The organism is Pseudomonas sp. PvP001 (assembly GCF_040546375.1).
Lineage (GTDB): Bacteria > Pseudomonadota > Gammaproteobacteria > Pseudomonadales > Pseudomonadaceae > Aquipseudomonas > Aquipseudomonas coleopterorum.
Genome location: NZ_JBEPNQ010000001.1, coordinates 3,224,771 through 3,249,122, shown reverse-complemented (window position 1 = coordinate 3,249,122; position 24,352 = coordinate 3,224,771). Strand labels below are relative to the sequence as shown.

The 24,352-nt window shown below is 65.0% G+C and carries 19 protein-coding genes and 3 pseudogenes; 11 read left to right on the top strand and 11 right to left on the bottom strand.

Annotated features, from left to right (window positions below; genetic code table 11):
• Positions 1 to 34: 34 nt before the first annotated feature.
• A complete protein-coding gene (locus ABMD26_RS14830; RefSeq protein ID WP_049860908.1) occupies positions 35 to 1,375 on the top strand; it encodes an MFS transporter in 1,341 nt (446 codons plus the stop codon).
• A gap of 136 nt (positions 1,376 to 1,511) precedes the next feature.
• On the opposite strand, the gene ABMD26_RS14825 is transcribed toward ABMD26_RS14830, so the two are convergent.
• The 3 genes from ABMD26_RS14825 to ABMD26_RS14815 all read right to left on the bottom strand — a co-directional run bounded on the left by ABMD26_RS14825 (position 1,512) and on the right by ABMD26_RS14815 (position 4,346).
• Positions 1,512 to 2,327, bottom strand: a complete 816-nt coding sequence (locus ABMD26_RS14825; protein WP_354310454.1) for a sugar phosphate isomerase/epimerase family protein — start codon at positions 2,325 to 2,327, stop codon at positions 1,512 to 1,514.
• Between the two features lie 54 nt (positions 2,328 to 2,381).
• On the bottom strand, positions 2,382 to 3,443 hold the full coding sequence (locus ABMD26_RS14820) for a Gfo/Idh/MocA family protein (RefSeq protein WP_354310452.1): 1,062 nt from the start codon (positions 3,441 to 3,443) through the stop codon (positions 2,382 to 2,384).
• Positions 3,444 to 3,569: 126 nt separating this feature from the next.
• The gene (locus tag ABMD26_RS14815; protein ID WP_354310450.1) at positions 3,570 to 4,346 is read right to left on the bottom strand and encodes an IclR family transcriptional regulator; all 777 of its coding nucleotides are present in this window, start codon (positions 4,344 to 4,346) and stop codon (positions 3,570 to 3,572) included.
• Positions 4,347 to 4,485: 139 nt separating this feature from the next.
• Here ABMD26_RS14815 and ABMD26_RS14810 point away from each other — a divergent pair, with 139 nt between their 5' ends.
• Together ABMD26_RS14810 and ABMD26_RS14805 are read left to right on the top strand one after the other, a co-directional pair.
• Entirely contained in the window at positions 4,486 to 6,207 is a 1,722-nt protein-coding gene (locus ABMD26_RS14810) for an FAD-dependent oxidoreductase (RefSeq protein ID WP_354310447.1), read from the top strand.
• 24 nt (positions 6,208 to 6,231) lie between these two features.
• A complete protein-coding gene (locus ABMD26_RS14805) occupies positions 6,232 to 7,056 on the top strand; it encodes an aldo/keto reductase (RefSeq protein WP_049860903.1) in 825 nt (274 codons plus the stop codon).
• A gap of 116 nt (positions 7,057 to 7,172) precedes the next feature.
• On the opposite strand, the gene pcaG is transcribed toward ABMD26_RS14805, so the two are convergent.
• Both pcaG and pcaH read right to left on the bottom strand, forming a co-directional pair.
• Entirely contained in the window at positions 7,173 to 7,778 is a 606-nt protein-coding gene (pcaG, locus tag ABMD26_RS14800) for a protocatechuate 3,4-dioxygenase subunit alpha (RefSeq protein WP_049860902.1), read from the bottom strand.
• Between the two features lie 12 nt (positions 7,779 to 7,790).
• Positions 7,791 to 8,510 (bottom strand): protocatechuate 3,4-dioxygenase subunit beta, encoded by a 720-nt coding sequence (gene pcaH / locus ABMD26_RS14795; RefSeq protein ID WP_043192756.1) that lies wholly within the window; start codon positions 8,508 to 8,510, stop codon positions 7,791 to 7,793.
• A 143-nt stretch (positions 8,511 to 8,653) separates the two neighbouring features.
• Here pcaH and ypfJ point away from each other — a divergent pair, with 143 nt between their 5' ends.
• A complete protein-coding gene (ypfJ, locus tag ABMD26_RS14790; RefSeq protein ID WP_049860901.1) occupies positions 8,654 to 9,541 on the top strand; it encodes a KPN_02809 family neutral zinc metallopeptidase in 888 nt (295 codons plus the stop codon).
• Positions 9,542 to 9,618: 77 nt separating this feature from the next.
• Here ypfJ and ABMD26_RS14785 read toward each other — a convergent pair.
• The 4 genes and pseudogenes from ABMD26_RS14785 to ABMD26_RS14770 all read right to left on the bottom strand — a co-directional run bounded on the left by ABMD26_RS14785 (position 9,619) and on the right by ABMD26_RS14770 (position 12,724).
• Positions 9,619 to 10,207 (bottom strand): annotated as a pseudogene (locus tag ABMD26_RS14785) (HAD family hydrolase).
• Positions 10,204 to 11,073 (bottom strand): acyl-CoA thioesterase II, encoded by an 870-nt coding sequence (gene tesB / locus ABMD26_RS14780; protein WP_090360449.1) that lies wholly within the window; start codon positions 11,071 to 11,073, stop codon positions 10,204 to 10,206. Before tesB ends, ABMD26_RS14785 begins: the two are co-directional and overlap by 4 nt.
• A 271-nt stretch (positions 11,074 to 11,344) precedes the next feature.
• Positions 11,345 to 11,905 (bottom strand): GNAT family N-acetyltransferase, encoded by a 561-nt coding sequence (locus tag ABMD26_RS14775; RefSeq protein WP_354310443.1) that lies wholly within the window; start codon positions 11,903 to 11,905, stop codon positions 11,345 to 11,347.
• Between the two features lie 153 nt (positions 11,906 to 12,058).
• Positions 12,059 to 12,724, bottom strand: a complete 666-nt coding sequence (locus ABMD26_RS14770) for a GntR family transcriptional regulator (RefSeq protein ID WP_049860897.1) — start codon at positions 12,722 to 12,724, stop codon at positions 12,059 to 12,061.
• A 270-nt stretch (positions 12,725 to 12,994) separates the two neighbouring features.
• Here ABMD26_RS14770 and ABMD26_RS14765 point away from each other — a divergent pair.
• The 7 genes and pseudogenes from ABMD26_RS14765 to ABMD26_RS14735 all read left to right on the top strand — a co-directional run bounded on the left by ABMD26_RS14765 (position 12,995) and on the right by ABMD26_RS14735 (position 21,833).
• Positions 12,995 to 14,228: pseudogene (locus ABMD26_RS14765) on the top strand (NRAMP family divalent metal transporter).
• 28 nt (positions 14,229 to 14,256) lie between these two features.
• Positions 14,257 to 15,027 carry a LamB/YcsF family protein gene (locus ABMD26_RS14760; RefSeq protein WP_354310441.1) on the top strand — a complete coding sequence of 257 codons (771 nt, stop codon included), beginning with the start codon at positions 14,257 to 14,259 and terminating at the stop codon, positions 15,025 to 15,027.
• Positions 15,024 to 15,830 (top strand): putative hydro-lyase, encoded by an 807-nt coding sequence (locus tag ABMD26_RS14755; RefSeq protein WP_354310438.1) that lies wholly within the window; start codon positions 15,024 to 15,026, stop codon positions 15,828 to 15,830. Before ABMD26_RS14760 ends, ABMD26_RS14755 begins: the two co-directional genes overlap by 4 nt.
• A gap of 9 nt (positions 15,831 to 15,839) precedes the next feature.
• Positions 15,840 to 17,459, top strand: coding sequence for a 5-oxoprolinase subunit B/C family protein (locus ABMD26_RS14750; RefSeq protein WP_354310436.1), 1,620 nt, complete (start codon positions 15,840 to 15,842; stop codon positions 17,457 to 17,459).
• Positions 17,456 to 19,196, top strand: a pseudogene (locus tag ABMD26_RS14745) (acetyl/propionyl/methylcrotonyl-CoA carboxylase subunit alpha). Before ABMD26_RS14750 ends, ABMD26_RS14745 begins: the two are co-directional and overlap by 4 nt.
• A gap of 169 nt (positions 19,197 to 19,365) precedes the next feature.
• Positions 19,366 to 20,268: a LysO family transporter gene (locus ABMD26_RS14740; protein ID WP_354310434.1), complete on the top strand. Its 903-nt coding sequence runs from the start codon at positions 19,366 to 19,368 to the stop codon at positions 20,266 to 20,268.
• A 338-nt stretch (positions 20,269 to 20,606) separates the two neighbouring features.
• Positions 20,607 to 21,833 carry a TIGR03862 family flavoprotein gene (locus tag ABMD26_RS14735; RefSeq protein WP_354310432.1) on the top strand — a complete coding sequence of 409 codons (1,227 nt, stop codon included), beginning with the start codon at positions 20,607 to 20,609 and terminating at the stop codon, positions 21,831 to 21,833.
• Positions 21,834 to 21,993: 160 nt separating this feature from the next.
• On the opposite strand, the gene rhlE1 is transcribed toward ABMD26_RS14735, so the two are convergent.
• A complete protein-coding gene (gene rhlE1, locus ABMD26_RS14730) occupies positions 21,994 to 23,328 on the bottom strand; it encodes an RNA helicase RhlE1 (RefSeq protein ID WP_354310430.1) in 1,335 nt (444 codons plus the stop codon).
• A gap of 51 nt (positions 23,329 to 23,379) precedes the next feature.
• The gene (gene yedA / locus ABMD26_RS14725) at positions 23,380 to 24,267 is read right to left on the bottom strand and encodes a drug/metabolite exporter YedA (RefSeq protein ID WP_049860890.1); all 888 of its coding nucleotides are present in this window, start codon (positions 24,265 to 24,267) and stop codon (positions 23,380 to 23,382) included.
• Between the last annotated feature and the right edge of the window lie 85 nt (positions 24,268 to 24,352).

Genomic DNA, 24,352 nt, shown 5'->3' with positions numbered 1-24,352 from the left:
CGAAACCACCGCGCCTGTACGGATGGTCCCAACGATGACACAACCCCACAGCTCCGCCCTGCCCCGCGCCCAACAAGCGCCTGAGACCAAAGTCGGCTTCAGGGACATGGTCAAGGCCGGCGCCGCCGTCGGCAAGACTCGCTGGGGCATGCTCGCCCTGGTGTTCTTCGCGACAACCTTGAACTACATCGATCGCGCCGCACTGGGCGTGATGCAGCCGATTCTGGCCAAGGAAATGAGCTGGACGGCGATGGACTACGCCAACATCAACTTCTGGTTCCAGGTCGGCTATGCCATCGGCTTCCTGCTGCAAGGCCGCCTGATCGATCGGATCGGCGTCAAGCGTGTGTTCTTCTGTGCGGTGTTGCTCTGGAGCCTGGCCACCGGTGCCCACGGCCTGGCGACCTCGGCGGTGGGCTTCATGGTCTGCCGGTTCATCCTCGGCCTGACCGAAGCCGCCAACTACCCCGCGTGTGTGAAGACCACCCGGCTGTGGTTCCCGGCCAAGGAGCGCGCAGTGGCCACCGGCATCTTCAATGCCGGGACCAACGTCGGCGCGCTGCTGACCCCGATGATGCTGCCGTTGATTCTCAGTGTCTGGGGCTGGCAGGCGGCGTTTCTCACCATCGCCCTGCTGGGGCTGGCCTGGGCGGTGTTCTGGGGCATCAAGTACTTCGATCCGGACCAGCATCCACGAGTCAAGGCCAGCGAGCTCGAATACATCCAGGATCAGGAAGCCCCAGAGCAACCGGGCGTACCGTTCTGGAAGATCATGACCATGCGCGGCACCTGGGCGTTTGCCGGGGCCTTCATGATGACGGCCCCGGTGTTCTGGTTCTACCTGTACTGGCTGCCGCCGTTCCTCAACCAGCAATACCAATTGGGTATCAACGTCACCCAGATGGGCATCCCGCTGATCATCATTTACCTGAGTGCCGACGTCGGCAGTGTGGGCGGCGGCGTGCTGTCCTCGTTCCTGATCGGGCGCGGCATGCAACCGGTCAAGGCGCGGCTGCTGTCGATGCTCGTGTTTGCGCTGGCGATCATCAGCGTGGTATTTGCTGCTGGCGCGGCCAACCTGTGGGTGGCGGTGGCGGCGATTTCGCTGGCCATTGCCGCGCATCAGGCGTGGACGGCGAACATCTGGAGCGTGGTGATGGACTACACGCCCAAGCACATGATGAGCACGGTGTTCGGCTTCGGCGGCATGTGCGCGGCGGTCGGCGGGATGTTCATGACCCAGGTGGTGGGCTATATCCTGACCGTAACGAACAACAACTACACGGTGTTGTTCACGATCATTCCGGCGATGTATTTCATTGCTTTGGTGTGGTTGTACCTGATGGCACCGCGCAAGGTGCCGCAGGGGGCTTGAGCCAGGCAGGGGTTCGCGGTGGGGCTATTCGCGGGCAGAGCCCGCTCCCACAGGTGCCTCAAGTGACATTAGGGCAATCTGTGGGAGCGGGGCGGGCAGCGAGCCCTCTGCCCGCGAAGAGGCCAGTGGCATCACCCTAGATCTCAGCCAGTAAAGCCTGGGTTTTCTCGAGGGCCATCCGGGCCCTCTCATAAGCGCTCACCCCCTGCTCCAACAGCCGCGCCGTGGGTATCTCCAGGCTCAGCGGCACATCCTCGGGCAGCGCGCGCAACAAGCCAACCAGGTCGCAATCACCGTCTCCCGGAAAACGGCGCTCCTGGCGCGCCTGGCGCAGGATCTCGGCCATGTCATCGGGACGCGGACCGGCCACGTCGCACAGCTGGGCATAGCGCAAGCGTTGCGGTGGCAGCGTGTGCAGGTCTTCAAGTCGCGATTTGGAGCGGTCGAAATGAAAGGCATCGACCAGGATGCAGGCATTGTCGCGACCGGCCTTGTCGAGCATCACCCTCGCGCTGGCCAGATCCGGGCAGTCGGTCCAAGGCATGAACTCCAGGTGCGGATGGATGCCATAGGGCCGCGCAAGGTCGCACAGCTGGGCCAGGTTGTCGCTGGCTCGCTGCACGTCTGGATCATTACCCGCCACCAGCAATTCGCTGGCACCGAACTCGGCGCCCAACGCCAGATGAGCTTCGAAATCCGCCACGCGCGTCAGCGGTTTGAGCCGCAGGATTTCGATGTCCAGCACCTTGATGCCGGTATCGCGCAAACGAGCAGCCGTCTGGCGTTGCAGCGCCTTGTCGCGCAGCAACGGATAGTGATGCTCCTCGACCGTGGCCGGTTCGGTGCGCAGGCCAACGTGGCTGTAGCCGGCGCGGGCAGCGACCTCGACCATCTCGGGAGGCGAAAGCTCGAGCACGGTCAAGGCGGCCAGAGACAGGATGCGGTGGGTCATGGGCGGTTCCTTGGGGCTTGAAAGTGTCGGTCAAGGTGAGAGCGTTTCAGCCAACTAACCGGCCTGGCCCAACGCGCGGGGTGCACAGGCGCGCCCGGTGCGCATCGCGTCCCCGATGGCGTCGACCAACGCCAGGGTTCGCGCAGCATCCACCACACTCACCAGCGGTTCGACCTGCCCGCGCGCGACCTCGATGAAATGCTCAAGCTGCACGCGCAACGCTTCAGCAGGGGCGAAGGTCTCCTGCACCTGCTGCAAGGGTTCATGCCAGCCCGCGCCCGGTTCGGTGTAATGCCAACGCGTCAGTTGCGGCACGCTCAGCGCACCGGCCGTGCCTGCCAGCAGGTAGCACGGCTGATCGGCCTGGCGTGGGTAGACCGGGTTCTCGCCCGAGCCGAGCTCCCAGCTCCAGGGCGCGGCAACCCCATCGGAACCGGTCAAGGTGCCCAGCGCACCGTTTTCGAACTGCAGCAACACCGCCACACTGTCTTCGTTGCCGAAGCCGCGAATGCCATTGCTGCCGAAGGCCTGCACCTGGCGGACTTCGCCGCACAGGTAGCGCAGCAGATCCAGGTCATGAATCAGATTGGTCAGCAGCATCCCCGCCCCCGGCTCGCGACGCCAGGCGATGTCGAAGTAACTGCCGGGCTTCTGCAACTGCCACAGCGCCGTCACTGTGGTCAGCCGACCCAGCACACCGCTTTGCACCACGTGTCGGGCGCGGCTGATCATCGGGTTGTGCCGCCGGTGATGACCGACCAGGACCGGCACACCGCTGGCCGAGCTGGCGGCCACCAGCTCGGCCACTTCGTCCAGATCGACCCCCACCGGCTTTTCCAGCAACACGGAGACCCCAGCCGCCAGACAGTCCAGAGCCGTACGCACATGCTGGGCATTGGGGTTGGCGACGATGACGGCCTCGGGCGCCACCTGCGCCAGCATCTGTTGATGATCGGCGAAATGCGGCACCGCGCATTCAGCGGCAAAGGCGGCTGCCTGAGGGCCTGGGTCGGCGATGGCGCAGAGCTGGGCGCCGTCCATCTGTTGCAGGTGCTGGTAATGCTGGCGGCCCATGTTGCCAGCACCGATCAGGGCGATTCGCAGAGGGGAAGTCACGATGCAGATCCTTGATTTTTGTTTTCTCCAAATATTTAGAACGAAGTTCCGGAATATTTCAAGCCACCAAGAACGCAATCATGCAGGCGACTTCACGGATCGCGATGGCACCCCTTGTTTCTATACTCAGCTGAACAGCTCCGACGCCACGCTGACCTGAGACAACTCCTGCGCAGCAGCCAACAAACCCGCGGCCAATTCATGCATGCGCGCTTCGGACAGGCGCGCGCTGGGCCCGGCGACGCTCAGTACACCCACCACATGAGCGTCGCGCGGATGCCGGATCACGGCAGCCAGGGCCGACGTGCCCAACGCCGAACTTTCGACCACCCAGGCATAACCGGCCTCGCGAGCCACCCGCAGGCGTTCGAGCAGATCGGCGTTGGAACGCGGCGCGTTCGGTCCGAAATCGTCACGGCTGGCAATGCCTTGCTGCTCCACCAAGGCCAATGCCTTGGCATCACTGAGGGTGGCCAGCCAGGCATGCCCGGAGGCGGTGTAGAACAGGGGCGCATCGCGACCCATTTCCGGGTCGTAGCGCAGGCCGGAACGGGCGCCCTGGGATTTGGCGATCCAGGTTTGCCGGTCGCCTTCGATCACGCCGAGGCGCACCAGCTCGCCGGTGTCCTGGGCCAGCCGGTCGAGGATCGGCTGAACGATGTCGGCGCCGCTGCCCGACAGGTACTGAAAGCCCAGCGCGACCAGCTTGGTCGACAAGTGATAGCGCAAGGTCTCGGCGTTCTGCCGCACATACCCCAGCCGGCCCAGTTCGGACAGCATGCGATGGGCTGCACTCTTGGGCATGCCCAACTGCTCGGCGAGGGTTTGCAGGGCTTGGCCGCGAGGCTCGTTGGTAAGGCTCTCAAGCAGGCTGAGCGCCCGTTCGATCTGACTGCCGGCCATGATGGGTCTCTTGAAGTTGGAACGAATGAAAAAATTTCGCCGATTCTACACTTGGCGATCCGGTCGGCAATCCATAGAATATGGAACCAGGTTCTATAAAATCATAATTCAACCCACCTGCTCCTTGGAGATTCATCCCATGCCTGCGCCCGACTGCGTAACGACCCCGGTGGAGTGCGACGTGCTGGTGATCGGCTCGGGAGCCGCGGGCCTGGCCACTGCCGTCACCGCCGCCTACCACGGGCTGCGCGTGATCGTGGTGGAAAAGGACAGCACCTTCGGCGGCGCAACCGCCTGGTCGGGTGGCTGGATGTGGGTGCCGCGCAACCCGCTGGCACGGCGCGCCGGTATCGATGAAGATCCAGCCCTGCCGCGCACCTACCTGCAACATGAACTGGGGGTGCACTTCGAACCGGCGCGGGTCGACGCCTTTCTCGAAGCCGCCCCGCAGATGGTCGCGTTCTTCGAGAAACACACCCGCCTGCAGTTTGCCGATGGCAATGCCATCGCCGACATCCATGGCGACACGCCGGGCGCCGGCACCGGTGGCCGCTCGGTCATCGCTGCGCCCTACGACGCACGCCAACTGGGCACGAAGCTGCTCAAGCGCCTGCGCACAACGATGCGCGAAACCTCCTTCCTAGGCATGCCGATCATGGCAGGGGCCGACCTGAGCGCCTTTCTTACGCTGACCCGGTCATGGCGTTCGCTGCTGCACGTCAGCCAGCGAGTGGGCCGGCATCTGTTCGACCTGGCCTGGCACGGACGCGCCATGCAACTGCGCAACGGTGTAGCGCTGGTGGCGCGACTGGCCAAGTCGGCCAACGACCTGGGCGTACTGCTGTGGGAGTCGGCGCCGGTTCGACGGCTGTCGATGCAAGGTTCGCGGGTCTGCGGTGCCGTGGTCGAGACGGCCAGGGGCGAGGTCGTGATCCACGCACGCAAGGCCGTGATGCTGGCCACCGGCGGTTTCGCCAACGATATCGAGCGACGGCGGACGCTGTTTGCGCGAACACCCACCGGCCACGAACACCTGGCCCTGCCACCGCAGGGCGTCGAAGGCGACGGCCTGCGCCTGGGCGAAACGGCCGGCGGCGAAGTGGCCAGCGAACTGGCTTCGGCCGCGGCCTGGTGCCCGGTGTCGCGCGTGCCCTACCCCGATGGCAGCGTCGGCCATTTCCCGCACATCATCGAACGCGCCAAGCCCGGCATCATCGGCGTGCTGGCCAACGGCAAGCGCTTCGTCAACGAGGCGGACGGCTACTACGATTACGTCAAGGCGATGGTCGAGCATGCGCCCGGCAGCGAAGTCGCCTCCTGGCTGATCTGCAGTCATCGCTTCCAGCGCCGCTACGGACTGGGCATCTCACGGCCTTTTCCCCTGCCGATCAAACCGCATCTGGATAGCGGCTACCTGAAAGTCGGCAACACGCTGGAAGCGCTGGCCAGCGCCTGCGGGATCGACCCGCAAGGGCTGCGCCGCACGGTGGACGACTTCAACCGGCACGCGCGGCTGGGGCAGGACCCGGCATTCGGCCGCGGCGGCAGCGCCTACAACCGCAAGCAGGGTGATGCCCTGCACAAACCCAATCCGTGCGTGGCGCCGATCGAACAGGGGCCCTTCTATGCGGTCAAGGTTGAAGCAGGCAGCTTCGGCACCTTCGCCGGGCTCAAGACCAATGAGCACGCACAGGTGCTCGATCGCCAGGGCCTGCCGATTGCCGGGCTGTACGCCGCCGGCAGCGACATGGCCAGCATCATGGGCGGCCATTACCCGGCCGGAGGCATCAACCTGGGCCCTGCCGCCACCTTCGGCTACATTGCCGCGCGACACATGGCCGGAGCGACACACGACGAATAACCGCCAGTAGAGAAGGAGATCGACATGCAACTCATCACCAACGCCCAACAGTTGAAGATGCCGAAACTGGGCCTGGGCACCTGGCCGATGCTCGACGAGGAATGCACCTCGGCCGTGATCCAGGCACTGGAACTGGGCTACCGGCACATCGACACCGCTGCCGGCTACAACAACGAAGCCGCCGTGGGCCGCGGCCTGACCGAATCCGGCGTGCCACGCGGCGACATTCATGTCACCAGCAAGGTCTGGTGGGACAAGCTGGCGCCCGACGCCATGCGCGAATCGTTCCAGAACAGTCTGAACGCGCTGCAAAGCGACTACATCGACCTGTTCCTGATCCATTGGCCCGGCCAGGAGGGCTGGGATGTGAAAGCGGCCATCGAGACCCTGGTGTCGTTCAAGCAGGACGGCCGTGCGTTGAACATCGGCGTGGCCAACTTCCCCCTGCCACTGCTGCGCCATGTGGTCGAGGAGTTGAACGCGCCGTTGGCGGCCATCCAGGTTGAATATCATGTGACCTTGGACCAAAGCGCCCTGCTCGACTACGCCCGCCAGCACGACATGGCGCTGACCGCCTACAGCCCGCTGGTGCGCAACAAGGTGTCGCAGATTCCCGAGCTACAGGCGATTGCCAAGAAGCATGGCGTGCTGCCGACCCAGGTGGCGTTGAAGTGGTTGCTGGATCAGGACAATGTCGCCGCGATCCCGAAGGCGGCCAGCAAGGCCAACCAGCAAAGCAACCTGGATGCGCTGAAGGTGCAGTTGGACGATGAAGATCGCCGGATCATTGCGGCGCTGCCCAAGGATCAGCGGTTGGTGAGCCCGGATTTTGCGCCTGAGTGGGATTGAGGTGGGACGCTGGACCGTAGTGACCCCTTCGCGGGCAGAGCCCGCTCCCACAAGGGTTCAGCGGAGACCTGTGGGAGCGGGCTCTGCCCGCGAAGGGGAGCACCGCAGTATCTGGATCAGAAATCGAAAAACACCGTCTCCCCTTCCCCCTGAATGCGCATATCGAAGCGGTAGGCCAGCTTGCCATCCACCTCGCAGCGAGTCGCCACCAGCGTCTCGCGCCGCGCCGGCTGTTCGATCAGGTTCAGCACCGGGTCCTTGGCATTGGCTTCGGCCTCGTCGCTGAAATACAGTCGCGTGTGCAGGTGAATGTTCACCCCACGGGCGAACAGGCTGATGTTGATGTGCGGCGCCATCGGCACACCGGCGGCGTTGTTCACCACGCCCGGCTTGATCGTCTGCACGGTCCATTCACCGGCGTCGAAGGTGGTGGCGGTGCGGCCGAAGCTGTTGAAGGGTTTGTCCTGGTCGAAATCGATGTGGTAGTGGCCCTGATCGTCGGCCTGCCACAGCTCCAGAAACGAGTCGCGCACCAGGTGACCGTTGCCGTCGTAGACATTGCCCAGCAGCAGGATGTGCTCGCCCGGCGCTTCGGGCTTGGCCATCTGGTTCCAGATTTCATGCTCGCGCGGCTCGATGCCGGCTGCCGCCAGGGCCAGGCCGATGTGGACATAAGGTCCGGCCGTTTGTGAAGGGGTTTCTTTGAGCAGTTCGATAGGCATGTCGGTTCCCCCTCAGCGGTTTTCGAAGTGAGTCTTGCGCTGGCCGCGCAGCACGATGTCGAAACGGTAGGCCAGGCAATCCATCGGATTGGCGTTGGCCATGTCCAGCCTGGCGATCAGGCTCTGCACCGCCTCGGGGTCGTTGATCGACTTGACGATGGGGCACATCGGAATCAGCGGGTCGCCTTCGAAATACAGCTGGGTGATCAACTTGGTGGCGATCGACGGGCCACTGATGGAGAAATGCACGTGGGCCGGGCGCCAGTCGTTCGGCCCGTTGCGCCATGGGTACGGCCCCGGCTTGATGGTGCGGAAACTGTAGTAGCCCTCGCTGTCGGTCAGCGTACGGCCGACGCCACCGAAGTTGGGGTCCAGGGGCGCCAGGTAGCGGTCGTTCTTGTGCCGATAACGGCCACCGGCATTGGCCTGCCACATTTCCACCAGGGTATTGGGAATGGGCTTGCCGAACTGGTCGCAGACGCGCCCGGCCAGGATGATCCGCTCGCCGATCGGCAAGCCGCCATGGTTGTAGTTGAGCAGCAGGTCGTTGTCGAACTCGCCGAACTTGAGGTGGGCGAAGTTGGGGCCGGTGCTTTCACTGGCCGACTGCGGAATGCTCACCAGCGCCTGGCGGGGCGAGCGCATGGTCGAGGTCTTGTAGTCCGGCGTCAGGGCTTTGGGGTGCCAGTTGCGATCACGGATGATGAAGCGACTGCTGTCTTGGGAAGACATGCCGTTCTCCTGTTATTCGATTTATAGAGGACCTGTTTCCAGGCTTCGGACTAGTCTCAAGGAAATGGTCGACAACGAATATTGAAAAACACGGTCACAGGCATACCCGAATGGTTATGCATGAATCGAATGAGGATTTTGCCATGTTATGGAAGAAAGGCCGACGCAGCGATAACGTCGTGGATGCCCGCGGTGACGGTGGCGGCAGTGGCGGCGGCGGGATGCGCATGGGCGGCAAGGGCCTGAGCCTGACCGCAGTGGTGCTGATCGTCGGCTTCGGCCTGCTGACCGGCCAGGACCCCATGCAGATTCTCGGCGAACTGACCGGCCAGAGCCAGCAGGCGGCGCCGGTGGACACCAGCCAACGCAAGGCGCCACCGGCCAATGACGAGCAGGCCGAATTCGTCAGCACGGTACTGGGCGACACCGAGGACACCTGGAAGCAGATCTTCCAGCAAGGCGGGCAGACTTACAAAGAGCCGAAACTGGTGCTGTTCAGCGGCCAAGTGCAGTCGGCCTGCGGCCACGCCACGGCGGCCAGCGGACCGTTCTACTGCCCGGCCGACCAGCAGGTGTACCTGGACATGGCGTTCTTCCGCGAGATGTCGCAGCGTTTCGGCGCCGCAGGCGATTTCGCCCAGGCCTATGTGATCGCGCACGAAGTGGGCCATCACGTGCAGACCTTGCTGGGCGTGTCGGACCAGGTTCAGCAGGCGCGCCAGAGTGGTCAGCGCATGGAAGGCGCCAACGGCTTGCTGGTGCGTCAGGAACTGCAGGCCGACTGCTTCGCCGGGGTCTGGGCGTTCAACGGGCAGAAGCGTCTGAACTGGCTGGAGCCGGGTGACATCGAAGAAGCCCTGAACGCGGCCAACGCCATCGGTGACGACCGCCTGCAACAGCAGGGCCAGGGCCGTGTGGTGCCGGACTCGTTCACCCACGGCACCTCGGCGCAGCGCGTGCGCTGGTTCAAGGCCGGGTTTGCTCAGGGTCAAATCGACCAGTGCGATACGTTCGGCGCCAAGAGTCTCTGATTTTCAAGAGCTTCTGATTTTCCAGAGCCCCTGAACGTATTGACGCTCGCCACCCGCCAACGCGGGTGGCGGGCGATTCAGATCAGGTTGCGCAGGTGCGTGCAGTCCAGCGCATGCCAGTCCGCCAGTTCCGGCCAGAGGTTCTCCGGCTGGTTCACCAGCACCGTGGCGGTACCGGCCGCTCGGCCTGCCTGCAGATCCATTTGATGATCGCCTACCATGACCATGTCCGGATGGCGCACGCGCCAGGCGCCGGCCAGGTGCAGCAGACCGGCCGGGTCTGGCTTGTGCGCGGCTTCGTCGCGGCCCAGCACATCGTCCGGCTGGAAACAGTCGGCGATGCCGATTGCTTGCAGGCTGATATGCGCCAGCTCCCGCGCATTGCGGGTGAGAATCCCCAGGCGATGACCACGACCGGCCAGCTCACGCACCAGTTCCACCGCTCCAGGCGCCGCCGTCGAGGCCACGGCCAGGGCGCGCTCGTGTTCGAGCAACCAGGCGTGCTTGGCTTTCGACTCATGGGCCGGCAAGGCAGCCAGATGGCCGAGAATGTCGGCCTCGGGCGGAATCTGCAGATGGCGGGCGAATGGCGGCGAAGTCGTGCACGGCCACGGTCAGGGTGCCGTCCAGATCGAACACCCAGTGACGGACGTGGACCAGGCTCATGACCAGTCCTGCCGATGACGGATCAGACCTTCCTGGGCCGAGGACGCCACCAATTGGCCGGCGCGGTTGTACACGCTGCCGCGGGCAAAGCCCCGTGCGTTGCCCGCCCAGGGACTGTCCAGGGCATACAGCAGCCAGTCGTCGGCGACCAGGTTGCCATGGAACCACAGCGAATGGTCGAGGCTGGCGATCTGCATGTCGCGATGCCAGACCGATTTGCCGTGGGGCAGCAGCGAGGTGGTCAGCAGATTGAAGTCGGAGGCGTAGGCCATGACGTACTTATGCAAGGCCGGGGTCTGCGCCAAGGCACCGTCGGCGCGAAACCAGATGTACTTGATCGGGTCGGTCGGCGATGGATTGTACGGGTCACGCTCGGCCACCGGACGCATCTCGATGGGTTTGGCGCACAGCAACTTGTCGCGCATGTGCGCAGGGATCAGATGGGCGACCTGCTGCATCAGCTCAAGCTCGGTGGGCAGGTTTTCCGGGCCGACCACGTCAGGCATCGCGCTCTGGTGGGCGAAGCCCTCTTCGTCGTACTGGAACGAGGTGGTACCGGTGAAGATGGGCTGGCCCTTTTGCACCGCCGTGACCCGGCGGGTGCTGAAGCTGCCCCCGTCACGCACCCTGTCGACCATGTACACCACGGGTAATTGCGCATCGCCGGGGCGCAGGAAGTAGCCATGCAGGGAGTGCACGTGGCGATCGGGCTCGACCGTCTGGCTGGCAGCCGACAGTGACTGGCCGAGTACCTGGCCGCCGAACAGCTGCCGAAAGCCCAGGTCCTGGCTGCGGCCGCGAAACAGGTTTTCTTCGATGGGTTCCAGGCTCAACAGCTCGACCAGATCGTCCAACACATGGCTCATTCAAAACTCCTCGGCACAGGCATTACCCAAATAGGCAGAACCAAATGGGCGCAATGATAGCGGACAGCCACGCCGCGAACACCTGCAGGAGCGGTCATCGGCCGCGAAAACGCGACACGGTACACCTGGCACACCGCAGCGCGTCCTTCGCGGCCACTGGCCGCTCCTACACGAGCACAGCGCCGATCTGTAGGAGCGGTCATCGGCCGCGAAAGGGCAACGCGGTATATCTGGCACACCGCAGCGCGCCCTTCGCGGCCACTGGCCGCTCCTACCGGTTGTGCTGCCACTGGGCCTGGGTGATGCGGTACAGCATGTGCCGCTGCAACTCGTGCCCTGGCAGGTTGGGGTGGTCGAAGTCGCCGTCGAGGTCGCGCTGCATGCCGATGGACTGCATCACCTTTTCCGACGACGCATTCGCCACCGCGGTGAACGCCACGACCTCTTCCAGCCCCAGCCTGTCGAAGGCGCAAGCCAGGCAGGTCCAGGCCGCTTCGCTGGCGAAACCCAGGCCCCAGTGCTCATAGGCCAGGCGCCAGCCGATCTCGGTGGCCGGAGCGAAGGGGGCATCGAAGCCCACCTGCCCCAAGCCGGTGAAGCCGATGAACTGCCCGCTGTCCTTGCGCTCCAGCGCCCACAGGCCATAGCCCAATTCGGCGAAATGACCGCGTGCGCGACCGATCACTTCGGCGCTCTGCAAACGCCCCAGGGTTTCAGGAAAGTAACGCATGACCCGCGGATCGGCGCACAGGTCGGCGAACGCGGGCAAATCGCTGTCACGCCACTGACGCAGGATCAGTCGCGCACTTTCAAGTTGGAGGATCTCTTTCATTGCTGATTCCTTGCCGATACCGCCCGCCCCGGTTCGATTCCGAGCTCGCAGGCACCTTCCCGCACATTTCGAACGCGAGGTCACAAGGGAGTTTTCACGGCAAGACCAACGGCGTATCCAGACTTGCGAGCGGACGTGCTACCCCGCTGCAAGCTATCGTCGGGTGCTGCGCTCGTAGGCCGCGAGCACGGTGCGTTCCGAGCGTACCAGGTACGCTTCGAGCAACTGCGTGGCCTCCTCGGCACGCCCCTCTTCCAGGCAGTGCAGGATGGAGCCGTTCATGTCCAGGTAGGGCATGTGCAGAAACCGCGGGTCATCGAGCAGGCCGAAGGCCAATCGCAACTCCGCCGAGATTTGCGCGTAGAACGCCTCCAATCGAGGGCTGTCGGCCAACTCCACCACCGCCTTGTGGAACATCATGTTGGCCGTGCCCACGGCTTTCCAGTCCTTCGCCTCGCTGGCCTGCTGGCCCATGGCGACCGCTTCGCGCATGCGCACGGTGCCTGGGTGCAGCGGATAGCCCTGGGCAAGGGCCTGGCACTCGATGAAACGGCGGACCCGGTAGATGTCGATGATCGAGGCCATGTCCGGCACCGCCACGGTCACCCCACGGTTCGGCTCGTGCTTGAGCAAACCCTCACGGGTCAGGCCCCTGAAGGCCTCGCGCAAGGTGTTGCGCGAGATCTGCAGGGTTTCCGCCAGCGCGGCTTCGGACAGGCGCTGGCCGGGAACCAACTCGCCTTCCACCAGCATTCTGCGAATCTCCTGGGTGATGGATTCACCCAGCGAACGAGGGGGGCACAGCGAGGTGTCGTTCATGTTCGGTCCAGGGTCGAAAAGAGTCCCGGCGATGTTCCATCACAGGCCGGTCGCAGGCAAGACCCGTGCGGCCTCGGTGCATCATTAAGTAACAGCGACATCCGGAAGCGTTACAAAGTGGTGCACATTGTGGGTCATGCCTGCATTCATTGTTGAACAATCCATCTCATGCAGATCAACACTCTTGGCCTTTTATCAGGGTGTTGGCATGCTGATTGCTCTACCACCTGCATCCCCCATCGCAGGAACGATGCCGTGACACACACAGCCGTGACACAGACCGCCAAGGACTTCACCAAGGCGCGTCGCTCTTCCCTGATTGCCGCGATCTTCATGATGGCCACTTCGGCCATCGGCCCAGGCTTCATTACCCAGACCGCGACCTTCACGGCCAAGATGCGGCGCGGCGTTCGCGTTCGGCATCCTGGCTTCGATCCTCATCGACTTCGTGGTCCAGTTGAATATCTGGCGTATCGTCACACTGACGCGCATGCGGGCGGCCGACGTAGCCAACAAAGCGATTCCAGGCAGCGGCTACCTGCTGGCGGTTCTGGTCATTTTCGGCGGCGTGGTGTTCAACGTCGGCAACATTGCCGGGGCCGGGCTGGGCCTGAATGCGCTGCTCGGGCTGGATCCGAAATGGGGCGGCGCCCTGAGCGCGTTGCTGGCCATCGGTATCTTCATGTCTCACCGCGCTGGCCTGGCAGTGGACCGTATCATCGTCGTGCTGGGCCTGGTGATGATCGGCATGACCCTGTTCGTTGCCTTTGCCTCGAACCCGCCGCTGGGTCAGGCGCTGTACCAGACCATCCTGCCCGAGACGGTGGATTTTGCCATCATCACCACCATCGTCGGCGGCACGGTAGGTGGTTACATCACCTACGCCGGTGCGCATCGTCTGCTGGACCGTGGCACTACGGGGATCGAGAACCTGCAGGCGGTGAACAAGGCTGCCCTGAGCGGCATCCTGGTGACCGGCCTGATGCGCTACATCCTGTTTCTCGCCATTCTCGGGGTGGTTGCCAGTGGCGTGGTCATCGACATCTCGGGCCAGGGTGCCAATCCGGCGGCTCAGGCTTTTCAGGCCACCGCAGGTGAATTCGGCCTGCGTATTTTCGGCTTGATCCTGTGGGCGGCTGCCATTACGAGCGTAATCGGCGCGGCATACACCTCGATCTCGTTCATCACCGTGTTCTCGCCCAACATCAGCGAGAAGGCGCGCAACCGCGCCACCACCATTTTCATCGGCGTGTCGCTGCTCGTCTTTGTCCTGATGGGTACGCCACCTGCCGCATTGCTGCTCTTCGCCGGCGGTTTCAACGGTCTGATCCTGCCCATCGGGCTGAGTATCTTTATCTACGTCGGATGGCGCCGGTCCGACCTCATGGACGGCTACCATTACCCTCGCTGGCTGCTGGTGCTGGGCGTATTGACCTGCCTGCTCACCTGGTACATGGCGATCAAGTCGGTCGGGCCGATCTTCGCCTTCCTCTCTGTCGTATGAGCCGGACAACGCACAAGGAACCTCTCCAATGCCAAGCATAGATATCAACAGCGACCTGGGTGAAAGCTTCGGCGCCTGGAGCATGGGCGACGACGACGCCATGCTCGACATCGTGACCAGCGCCAACGTCGCCTGCGGCTTCCATGCGGGCGATCCGGCCGGCATCCTGCGCACCCTCCAGGCGGCTGCGGCCAGGCAGGTCAGCATCGGCGCCCATGTGTCCTACCCGGACAAGGTCGGTTTCGGTCGCCGCAACATGGACGTGGCCAGCGACGAGCTGACCGCCGACGTCATCTACCAGATCGGCGCGCTGCAGGGCCTGGCCCAGGCCGCGGGCACCTGCGTCAGCTACGTCAAGCCCCATGGCGCGCTGTACAACACCATCGCCCACGATCGCCGCCAGGGGCTGGCCGTGATCGCCGCGATCCGCGCGGTCGACCCTGGCCTGGTACTGGTGGCCCTGGCCGGTTCGAGCCTGATCGAACTGGCCCGTGAAGAAGGCCTGACGTGCGTCGCCGAAGCCTTCGCCGATCGCGCCTACACGCCTGAAGGCACCTTGGTGTCGCGTCGCGAGCCCGGTGCCGTGCTGCACGATCCGCAACTCATCGGCCAACGCATGCTGCGCCTGGTCGAGGAAGGCACCCTGGAGGCCATCGACGGCAGCATCACCCGCATCCAGGCCGATTCCATCTGCGTGCACGGCGACAGCCCGGCCGCCGTGGCCATGGCCCGCGAACTGCGGCGCGTGCTGGAGCAGGCGAACATGCAACTGCAGCCGTTTGCCGGAGGCCGACCATGAGCGCACTCGAACGCGCAGCGAAGAGCGCCATCGAGGCCGCTCGGGCAGCCCGCGCCGACTACCGCGGCGGGCGGGTAGCGCCTTCCGCTGGCATCGCCCCAGGCATGACCCAGGCCAACCTGATCGCCCTGCCCCGCGACTGGGCCTACGATTTTCTGCTGTACGCCCAGCGCAATCCGAAAGCCTGTCCGATCCTCGACGTCACCGATGCCGGCAGTCCGCACACCGTACTGGCCGAGGGCGCAGACCTGCGCACCGACCTCCCGCTGTACCGTGTCTGGCGCAACGGCCAATTGGTCGAAGAGATCAGCGACGCCCGCCACGCCTGGGCCGAGCACGAGGACATGGTGACCTTTCTCATCGGTTGCAGCTTCACCTTCGAAACCGCGCTGCAGGAAGCGGGCATCGAAGTCCGGCACATCGCCGATGGCAGCAACGTGCCGATGTACCTGAGCAACCGTGCCTGCCGCCCCGCCGGGCGGCTGCGCGGTGACATGGTAGTGTCCATGCGCCCGATCCGCGCCGACCGTGTGGCGGAAGCCTGCACCATCACCGCCCGCTATCCCTCGGTGCATGGCGCGCCGGTGCACGTGGGCGACCCGGCGCTGCTGGGCATCGCCGACCTGGCCCGTCCCGATTTCGGCGACGCCGTGCGCATCGAACCGGGCGAAGTACCGGTGTTCTGGGCCTGTGGGGTCACGCCCCAGGCAGCGGTCATGGCCTCGGGTGTGCCGTTCGCCATCACCCATTCGCCGGGCCATATGTTCATCACCGACGTGCCTGACAGCACGTACCACGTCTAGGAGATTGCCGTGCGTTTTCTACCGGTCAACCTGGACACCCTGATGGTCGAGCTCGACGACCTCGAGCAGACCCTGGCCCTGTTCGACGCCTTGAGCGCCGAGCCGATCGCCGGCGTGGAGGAAATCATTCCGGCCGCGCGGACGCTGCTGATCCAGTTCCGCCCCAGCGCCATCACTCGGCAGACGCTGGTCGATCACCTCGCCCGGCGCGATGCCAGCCAGCGCCGTGCCGTCGAGCAGCGGCGGGTGGAGATCCCGGTGCACTACAACGGCGAAGACCTGGACGAGGTGGCCGCACTGTTGCAGATCAGCCGCGAGGAAGTGATCCGACGCCACACCGCCGAGGACTACAGCGTCGCCTTCTGTGGCTTCGCCCCGGGATTCGGCTACCTGACCGGCGGTGCCGGATTCCAGGTGCCGCGCCGGAAGACGCCGCGCACGCGCATCCCTGCGGGCGCCGTGGCGCTGGCAGGTGAATTCAGTGGCATCTACCCCAAGGCCAGCCCCGGTGGCTGGCAGATCATCGGCGTTACGCCGTTGCAGATGTGGGACCTGGAGCGCGCCGAACCGGCGCTGTTGCGGCCCGGTTACAAGGTGCGTTTCGTCGATGCCGGGCCTCTGCCCGCAGGCGGCCTGCCCGCACCGGCTGCGCCCGCCCCGGCCCTGCCGCCGAGCGGCGCGTATCTGCAGATTCTCAGCCCCGGCCTGCACAGCGTGCTGCAGGACACCGGCCGCATCGGCCAGACCGGCCAGGGCGTGTCCCGCTCCGGCGCGCTGGACCTGGGCGCCCTGCGCGCCGCCAACCGCGCCGTTGGTAACCGCTCGGACATGGCCTGCGTGGAAACCGTGCTCGGCGGCCTGCGCTTCACCTGCCATGGCCACGCGGTGATCGCCGTCACCGGCGCACAGACCCCGGTCACCCTCACCAGTGCCAGTGGCCTGCAATGGCCTGTGGACAACTATCGGCCCATCGAACTGGCGCCGGGCGACACCGTCACCCTGGGTGCGCCCAGCGCTGGACTGCGCAGCTACCTGGCGATCCGCGGGGGCTTCGACGTGACCCCGGTGCTCGGCAGCCTGTCGACCGACACCCTGGCCCAGGTCGGCCCGCCCGCCCTGGCCACCGGCGACCACTTGGGGTTCACATCGCCGACGGGCGGCACCAGCGTGTCGCTCAGTGAAGCCCCGGCGTTTGCCCTGCCGAAAACCACCGACACCGTCACTCTGGATGTGCTGTTGGGCCCGCGCAGCGACTGGTTCACCGCCGACGCCATCGAGCGCCTGAGCAGCCAGCCGTGGCAGGTCACCGCACAGTCCAACCGCGTCGGCATTCGCCTGGCCGGTGAAACGCCGCTGGAACGCAGCAATCACCAGGAGCTGCCCAGCGAAGGCACCGCCGTGGGCGCCATTCAGGTGCCCGCGAGCGGCCAGCCGGTGCTGTTCCTCGCCGACCACCCGCTGACCGGCGGCTACCCGGTGATCGCCGTGGTCGCCAACTACCACCTCGATCTGGCAGGACAGATACCGGTCAACGCCTGGATTCGCTTCAACCCGGTGGCCGCCTTCGAAGCGCTGCACCCTACCGCGCCTGCCCCTTCTTCACCTGCCGATGTGGAACGCCTTCCATGAAAAAGCTCCTGATTGCCAACCGCGGCGAGATCGCCGTGCGTATCGCCCGTGCCTGTCGCGACCACGGCGTGCAGTGCGTGGCGGTGTACGCCGATGCCGACATCGACGCCCTGCATGTACGCCACGCCGACGAAGCCTATGGGCTCGACGGCCAGCGCCCTGCCGAAACCTACCTGAACATCGAGAAGTTGCTGGCGGTGGCCAAGCGCAGCGGCGCCGATGCCGTGCATCCCGGCTATGGTTTCCTCTCCGAGCGGGCCGATTTCGCCCGCGCCGTCATCGAGGCCGGGCTGATCTGGGTCGGCCCCAATCCCGAGACCATCGACGTGCTGGGCGACAAGGTCGAAGCCCGCAAGATCGCCCAGGCCGTGGGTGCGCCTCTGGTGGCCGGTACGCCGGGGCCGGTGGAAAGCGCCGAGGAGGTGTTGGCCTTCGCCGAGCAGCACGGCCTGCCGATCGCCATAAAAGCCGCGTTCGGCGGTGGCGGACGCGGCATGAAAGTCGCCTGGCGCCTGGACGAGGTGACTGAGCTGTTCGCCTCGGCGGTGCGCGAGGCCGAGGCCGCCTTCGGCCGTGGCGAATGCTACGTCGAACAGTTTCTCGACCGCCCGCGCCACATCGAAGCGCAGATCCTGGCCGACCGGCACGGCCAGGTCGTGGTCGTGGGCACGCGCGACTGCTCCTTGCAGCGCCGCAACCAGAAGCTGGTGGAAGAAGCGCCCGCGCCGTTCATCACGCAACAGCAGCGCGAGCGTATCCACCAGGCGGCCCGCGACATCTGCGCCAAGGCCGGGTACGTCGGCGCCGGTACGGTCGAGTTCCTGCTCAGCCAGGATGGCACCCTGTCGTTCCTGGAAGTGAACACGCGCCTGCAGGTCGAACACCCGGTCACCGAGGAAACCACGGGCGTGGACCTGGTGATCGAGCAACTGCGGATCGCGGACGGCTTGCCCTTGTCGTTCACCGAAACGCCCGTGCCGAGAGGCCACAGCTTCGAATTCCGCATCAACGCCGAAGACCCGGGCAAGGGCTTTCTGCCCACACCTGGCCAGATCGGTGAGTTCCTTCCGCCATTCGGTCCCGGCGTACGCCTGGACAGTGGCGTGGTCAGCGGGTCGAGCGTGCCCAGCCACTTCGACTCGATGATGGCCAAGCTCATCGTCACCCGGCGCCAATCGTAAGCAGGCCATTGCCCGCGCCCGACGCGCCCTGGCCGAATTCAGTATCGAAGGCATCGCCTCGGTACTGCCGTTCCACCGCGCCGTGATGGATCACGCGGATTTCACCGGTCCCGAGCGCTTCGCCGTGCACACGCGCTGGATCGAAACCGACTTCGCCGAATCCCTCACCCTGGCGCCGCGGGTCGAGCCCAAGGCCGAGGCGGACATTCTGCGTACCTTCGTCGAGATCGACGGCAAGCGCCACGCGCTCGGTCTACCTGCTGCATTGCTGCGTGGCATGAGCCTGGACGCGGCACCCGCTGCCCAGGCACAGGCTTCGCCTGTGGCAGAGGTGGATGCCCAGGCGCTGCTCACTCCGGTGGCGGGCAACCTGCACACCTGGGTGGTGGAAGACGGTGCCGACGTTTCCAGCGGGCAGGTAGTGGCCGTGGTGGAAGCGATGAAGATGGAAACCTCGGTGCTGGCGCCGTGTGCAGGCCGCGTGCAGATCGGCCAGCAAGCCGGTGAGTACTTCGAAGCAGGCGCCCTGATCGGTCGTATCCAGACCGACGACTGAGCGGTGGCTGCAGGCCTAACAGCAGCCGGCGGCACCGGGCCCTGGCCCAGGTGCCGCGACATGGAAAAAGCCCAGCCAGACGGGTCGCGCATCTGGAATAATGCCCGCCTTCGGCACACACGGCACTCCATGGATCTCCTGCACAAGGCTTGCGACAATGCTTTCGATAGTGGCTTCACTCCTGCCCATCCTGCTGGCGCTGGCCGGCGGCTGGGTGTTGGCAATCTTCATCAGCCCCGAGCTGCGTCATCGGCTGGTGAAGCTGATCACCCCGTTCATCTGGCTGCTGCTGTTCTCGATCGGCTACGAGTTCGGCAACGTCCTGGGCGCCTTGAACTCGGCGCGTGAATCGGCACTCACCGCACTGGTCTTCGCCCTGCTCACGACCGCCGTGCCGTGGTTGTTGCTGTCGTGGGGTGCCAATGCCGCGGTGGTACGCCCGACATCGGACCGCCAAGGGCTGGCAGGGATCATCCCGCCGCTCAAGGAATGCCTGATCGCGCTGCTGGCCCTGGCTTTGGGCGTTGGCATGTATCACCTGTGGGGCGCGGCCGACGGCTCGGGCTTTGGCTGGCCTTCGACCAGCTACTTCCTCTATGTACTGATCGTACTGGTCGGGCTGGACCTCTACGGAGTCAGGCCCGACCCGTCGTGGTACTCGCTGCGCACCTTGAAGATTCCCGCCATGGTGGTGATCGGTTCGCTGCTCGGCGGCCTGCTTGCGGCCTGGACCACCGGCCAGCCGTTGGCCATCTCCCTCGCGCTGTCCAGTGGCTTCGGCTGGTTCACCCTGTCCGGAGTGATGGTGGGCCACCATGCCGGTGAAGCGTTCGGTGCCATGGCCCTGTTGACCGACCTGTTTCGCGAGATCCTAGCCATCGGTCTGCTGTACAGCCTGGGTGCCCGGCGACCCTTGCAATGCATCGCCGCAGGCGGCGCCACGTCGCTGGATTCGACGTTGCCGATCGTCAAGCAGAAGTGCCCGCCCGAATTGCTGCCCGTAGCGCTGGTCAGCGGTTTTCTGCTGACCGTGATCGGACCCCTGCTGATGGTGTTTTTCCTCACCGTATGAGTTATGCACATCGCGACAGCCGGTGGATAAGTTACACACAATGGCTGTGCAACCGCCTGTGGATAATCTGCGCATAAGCGAATGAAGCCCCGCGCAGCCGGGGCCTTGGGCAATGCGATCATTTTTTGATCAGCTTTGCAGGGCGGTTTTGCACAAACTCCGCGAGTTACTCACATCCGCTGTGCAGCCGCATGTGGATAACCTGCGCAAAACAGGCCACAAGCCGCATACGGCAAGGCTTTCAGAGCGTCGATCAAATTTTGATCAGTGGCGCGCGTGAATACAGGAGCGGAACGGGGCGTGTAGAATTCGCCTTCTTTTTCTGTCGATCCGTTTCCATGCACTCTTCTTCCCCTCGCGTTGCCGTGATCGGCGGCGGCCCGGCGGGCCTGATGGCCGCCGAAGTGCTGAGCCTGGCTGGCGTGGCCGTCGACGTCTACGACGGCATGCCCTCGGTGGGCCGCAAATTCCTGCTCGCTGGTGTCGGTGGCATGAACATCACCCATTCCGAGCCCCAGCCCGCCTTCGTCGCTCGCTACGCCGAACGCGCGCAAGCAGTGGGGGAATGGCTGACTCCGTTCGATGGCCCACGGTTGCGCGAATGGATTCATGGCCTGGGCATCCAGACCTTCGTCGGCACCTCCGGACGGGTGTTTCCGACCGACATGAAGGCCGCACCGCTGCTGCGTGCCTGGCTCAAGCGCCTGCGCGAGGCCGGTGTGGTTATCCACACCCGGCACCGCTGGCTGGGGTGGGACGACGACGGCAGCTTGCGTATCGAGCATCCGCACGGCGAATTGGCGGTGCGCCCGACGGCCACGGTGCTGGCGTTGGGCGGTGCCAGTTGGGCGCGGCTGGGTTCCGACGGCGCCTGGGTGCCTTGGCTGCAAGGGCGCGGTGTACCCATCAAGCCGCTGCAACCCTCCAACTGCGGCTTCGAGGTGCCGGGCTGGAGCGCAGTGTTGCGGGAGAAATTCGCCGGTGCACCGCTGAAGAACGTCGCCCTCGGGCTGGCTGGCGAGCCGTTGCGCACTGGCGAGTTCGTGCTGACTAAAACGGGTGTGGAAGGCAGCCTGGTGTATGCACTGTCCGCCGGGATTCGCGAGGCGATCAACCGCACGGGAAAAGCGACCCTGCACCTCGACCTGCTGCCGGATCGACCTGTGGATAAAGTCCGTGCGGCGTTGCACAAACCGCGGGGATCCAAGTCCATGGCCCGGCATCTTCAGGGGCAACTGGGCCTGGAGGGTGTCAAGGCCGGCCTGCTGCGTGAACTGACCGATGCGCAGACCTTCGCCGACCTCGATGCACTGACCTCGGCGATCAAAGCCCTGCCGTTAACGCTGGTGCGCGCCAAGCCGCTGGATGAGGCGATCAGCACGGCGGGCGGTGTGGATCTGCAGGGGCTGGATCGGCGGCTGATGCTTATCGATGTGCCGGGTACGTTCTGTGCAGGTGAAATGCTGGATTGGGAAGCGCCAACCGGTGGCTATCTGCTGACGGCCTGTTTCGCCAGCGGACGGCGGGCGGCGGATGGCGTTCTGGAGTGGTTGGCGCGGGAATAGTGTTTGCCTCAGGGGCCTCTTCGCGGGCAGAGCCCGCTCCCACAAGTTAAAGAGAATGCTGCCCCTGTGGGAGCGGGCTCTGCCCGCGAAGAGGCCATCAGTCACACCACACAATGTGAGAGCCTCTGCCCGCGAAGAGGCCATCAGCCCCCCACACACCTCAAGGCTTGCGCTTGCGCGGCCCTGTATTGAACACCGGCACCTTGCGCACCGGCTTGACCACAGGGGTCGCATCCACCGGTGAATCGCCGCTGTCGACCCACTTGCCCAGGTTCTTCTTGCTACCACTGACCTTGGGCTTCTTCGGTTTTTTCGGCTTCTTCACCACCTGGCCGCTGGCATCGGTGTCCGGCACCCGGTGATCGGGCACGAAGTCCGGTTCGTCGACACGCTTCAACGTCTGCCGGGTCAGCATTTCGATGGCCGACAGCAACTGCACCTCGTCGGCGCAGACCAGCGAGATCGCCTCCCCCGTGGCCCCTGCCCGGCCGGTACGGCCGATGCGGTGAATGTAGTCTTCGGCCACGATCGGCAGGTCGAAGTTGACCACCAGCGGCAGATCGTCGATATCCAGGCCGCGTGCGGCGACATCGGTGGCCATCAGGATCTGCACCTCCGAAGCCTTGAAACGATCCAGTGCACGCTGGCGCGTTGCCTGGGGCTTGTCGCCGTGGATGCCGTCGGCGTTGATGCCCAGCCCCTGCAGCTTTTCGACCAGCGCGTCCACGCCGTTGCGGGTCTTGGCGAACACCAGCACCTGCTTCCAGCGCTGCTTCTTCAGAAGATGGCAGAACAGCTCCGCCTTGCGCTTCTTGTCCACCGGCACGATCCACTGCTGCACCGAGCTGGCGGCCACGTTGCGCGGGCTCACTTCGATGCTCAGCGGGTCGTTGAGCATCTGCCCGGCCAGCAGGCGGATGGAATCGGAAAAGGTCGCCGAGAACAGCAAGGTCTGGCGCTTCTTCGGCAGGGCTGCATAGATATCCCGCAGCTCCTCGGAAAAACCCAGGTCGAGCATGCGGTCGGCTTCGTCCAGCACCAGGGTCTGCAACTGGGAGAACTTGATCGCGTTCTGTCGATACAGATCGAGCAGGCGCCCCGGCGTTGCGACCAACAGGTCGACGCCCTTGCGCAGCTTCATCATCTGCGGGTTGATGCTGACCCCGCCGTACACCGCATAGGTGCTCAGCGGCAGGTGCTCGCCGTACTCGACGATATTGGCGTGAACCTGCTCGGCCAGCTCGCGCGTGGGGCACAGCACCAGGGCGCGGACCGAGTTGCTCGCCACCTTGGGTCCTTCCATGGCCAGCAACTGCAGCAACGGCAAGGCAAAACCGGCGGTCTTGCCGGTGCCGGTCTGGGCCGCAGCCATCAGGTCGCGACCGGCCAGCACCGCAGGAATGGCTTGGGCCTGCACCGGGGTCGGCGTCTGGTAGCCAAGCGTTTCAAGGGCGCGTTGCAGGGGTTCGATCAGGCCAAGGGTGGCGAATGTCATGGGTCTACCGTCAGAAGATGTTTCGCAATGGCCGGCAGTTTACCTTGTTGGCTAGGCTTTCGCCTTGCGCCATTGCGGCACGCCGATCAACACCACCGCGCCGATGATCACCGCCATGGCCACGCATTCCTCGACACCGATGTGCTCACCGGCGAACAGGATGCCCAGCAACACGGCCACCGCCGGGTTGACGTAGGCATAGCTGGTGGCCGCCGCCGGGCGCACGTGCTTGAGCAGGTACATGTAGGCACTGAAGGCAAGGATCGAGCCGAAGCACACCAGATAGGCCAGCGCGCCCCAGCCAGCGGCGGTGGGCCATTGCTGCATGCGCTCGCCCGAGATCAGGCTGCCCAGCAGCAACACCGCGCCGCCGATGAGCATTTCCGTCGCCGCGGCCATGGCGCCCTGGGGCAATGGCAGACTGCGGCTCCAGACCGAGCCGAAGGCCCAGGCGGCCGCGGCGAAGATCAGCAACGCCGCGCCCAGTGGGCTGGCCTGCAGGTTGGAACCCAGGTTGAGCAGGCCGATGCCGACCAGCCCGAGGACGATCCCCGCCCACTCCAGGCGAGTGTTGCGCTGCCCCCGGAACAGGCCGAAGAACAGGGTGAACAACGGCACGGTGGCCACGGCCAGCGCCGCGACGCCAGACGATACGCCCGCATGTTCGGCGACCGTCACGCCGCCGTTGCCGCAACTGAGCAACAGGATCCCCACGCACCCGGCCGCGCGCCACTGTGGCCAGGTCGGGTTGGGCGCGCCACGCAGGCGCAGGAAGGCATAGAGAATCGTCCCGGCGATGAGAAAGCGCACCCCGGCCATCAGCAACGGCGGCCACGACTCGACGCCGATACGAATGAACAGGTAGGTCGAACCCCAGACGAAATACAGGGCCAGAAAGGCGCCGATGAGCAACAGGGGAAAGCGGGCTTGAGCAGGCATTTCAAAGGTCGTCCATGGTGTGTTTTTGTTCTTTCCTGGTGGGAACCGGGCGGCGAGCCCTCTGCCCGCGAAGAGGCCCTCCAGC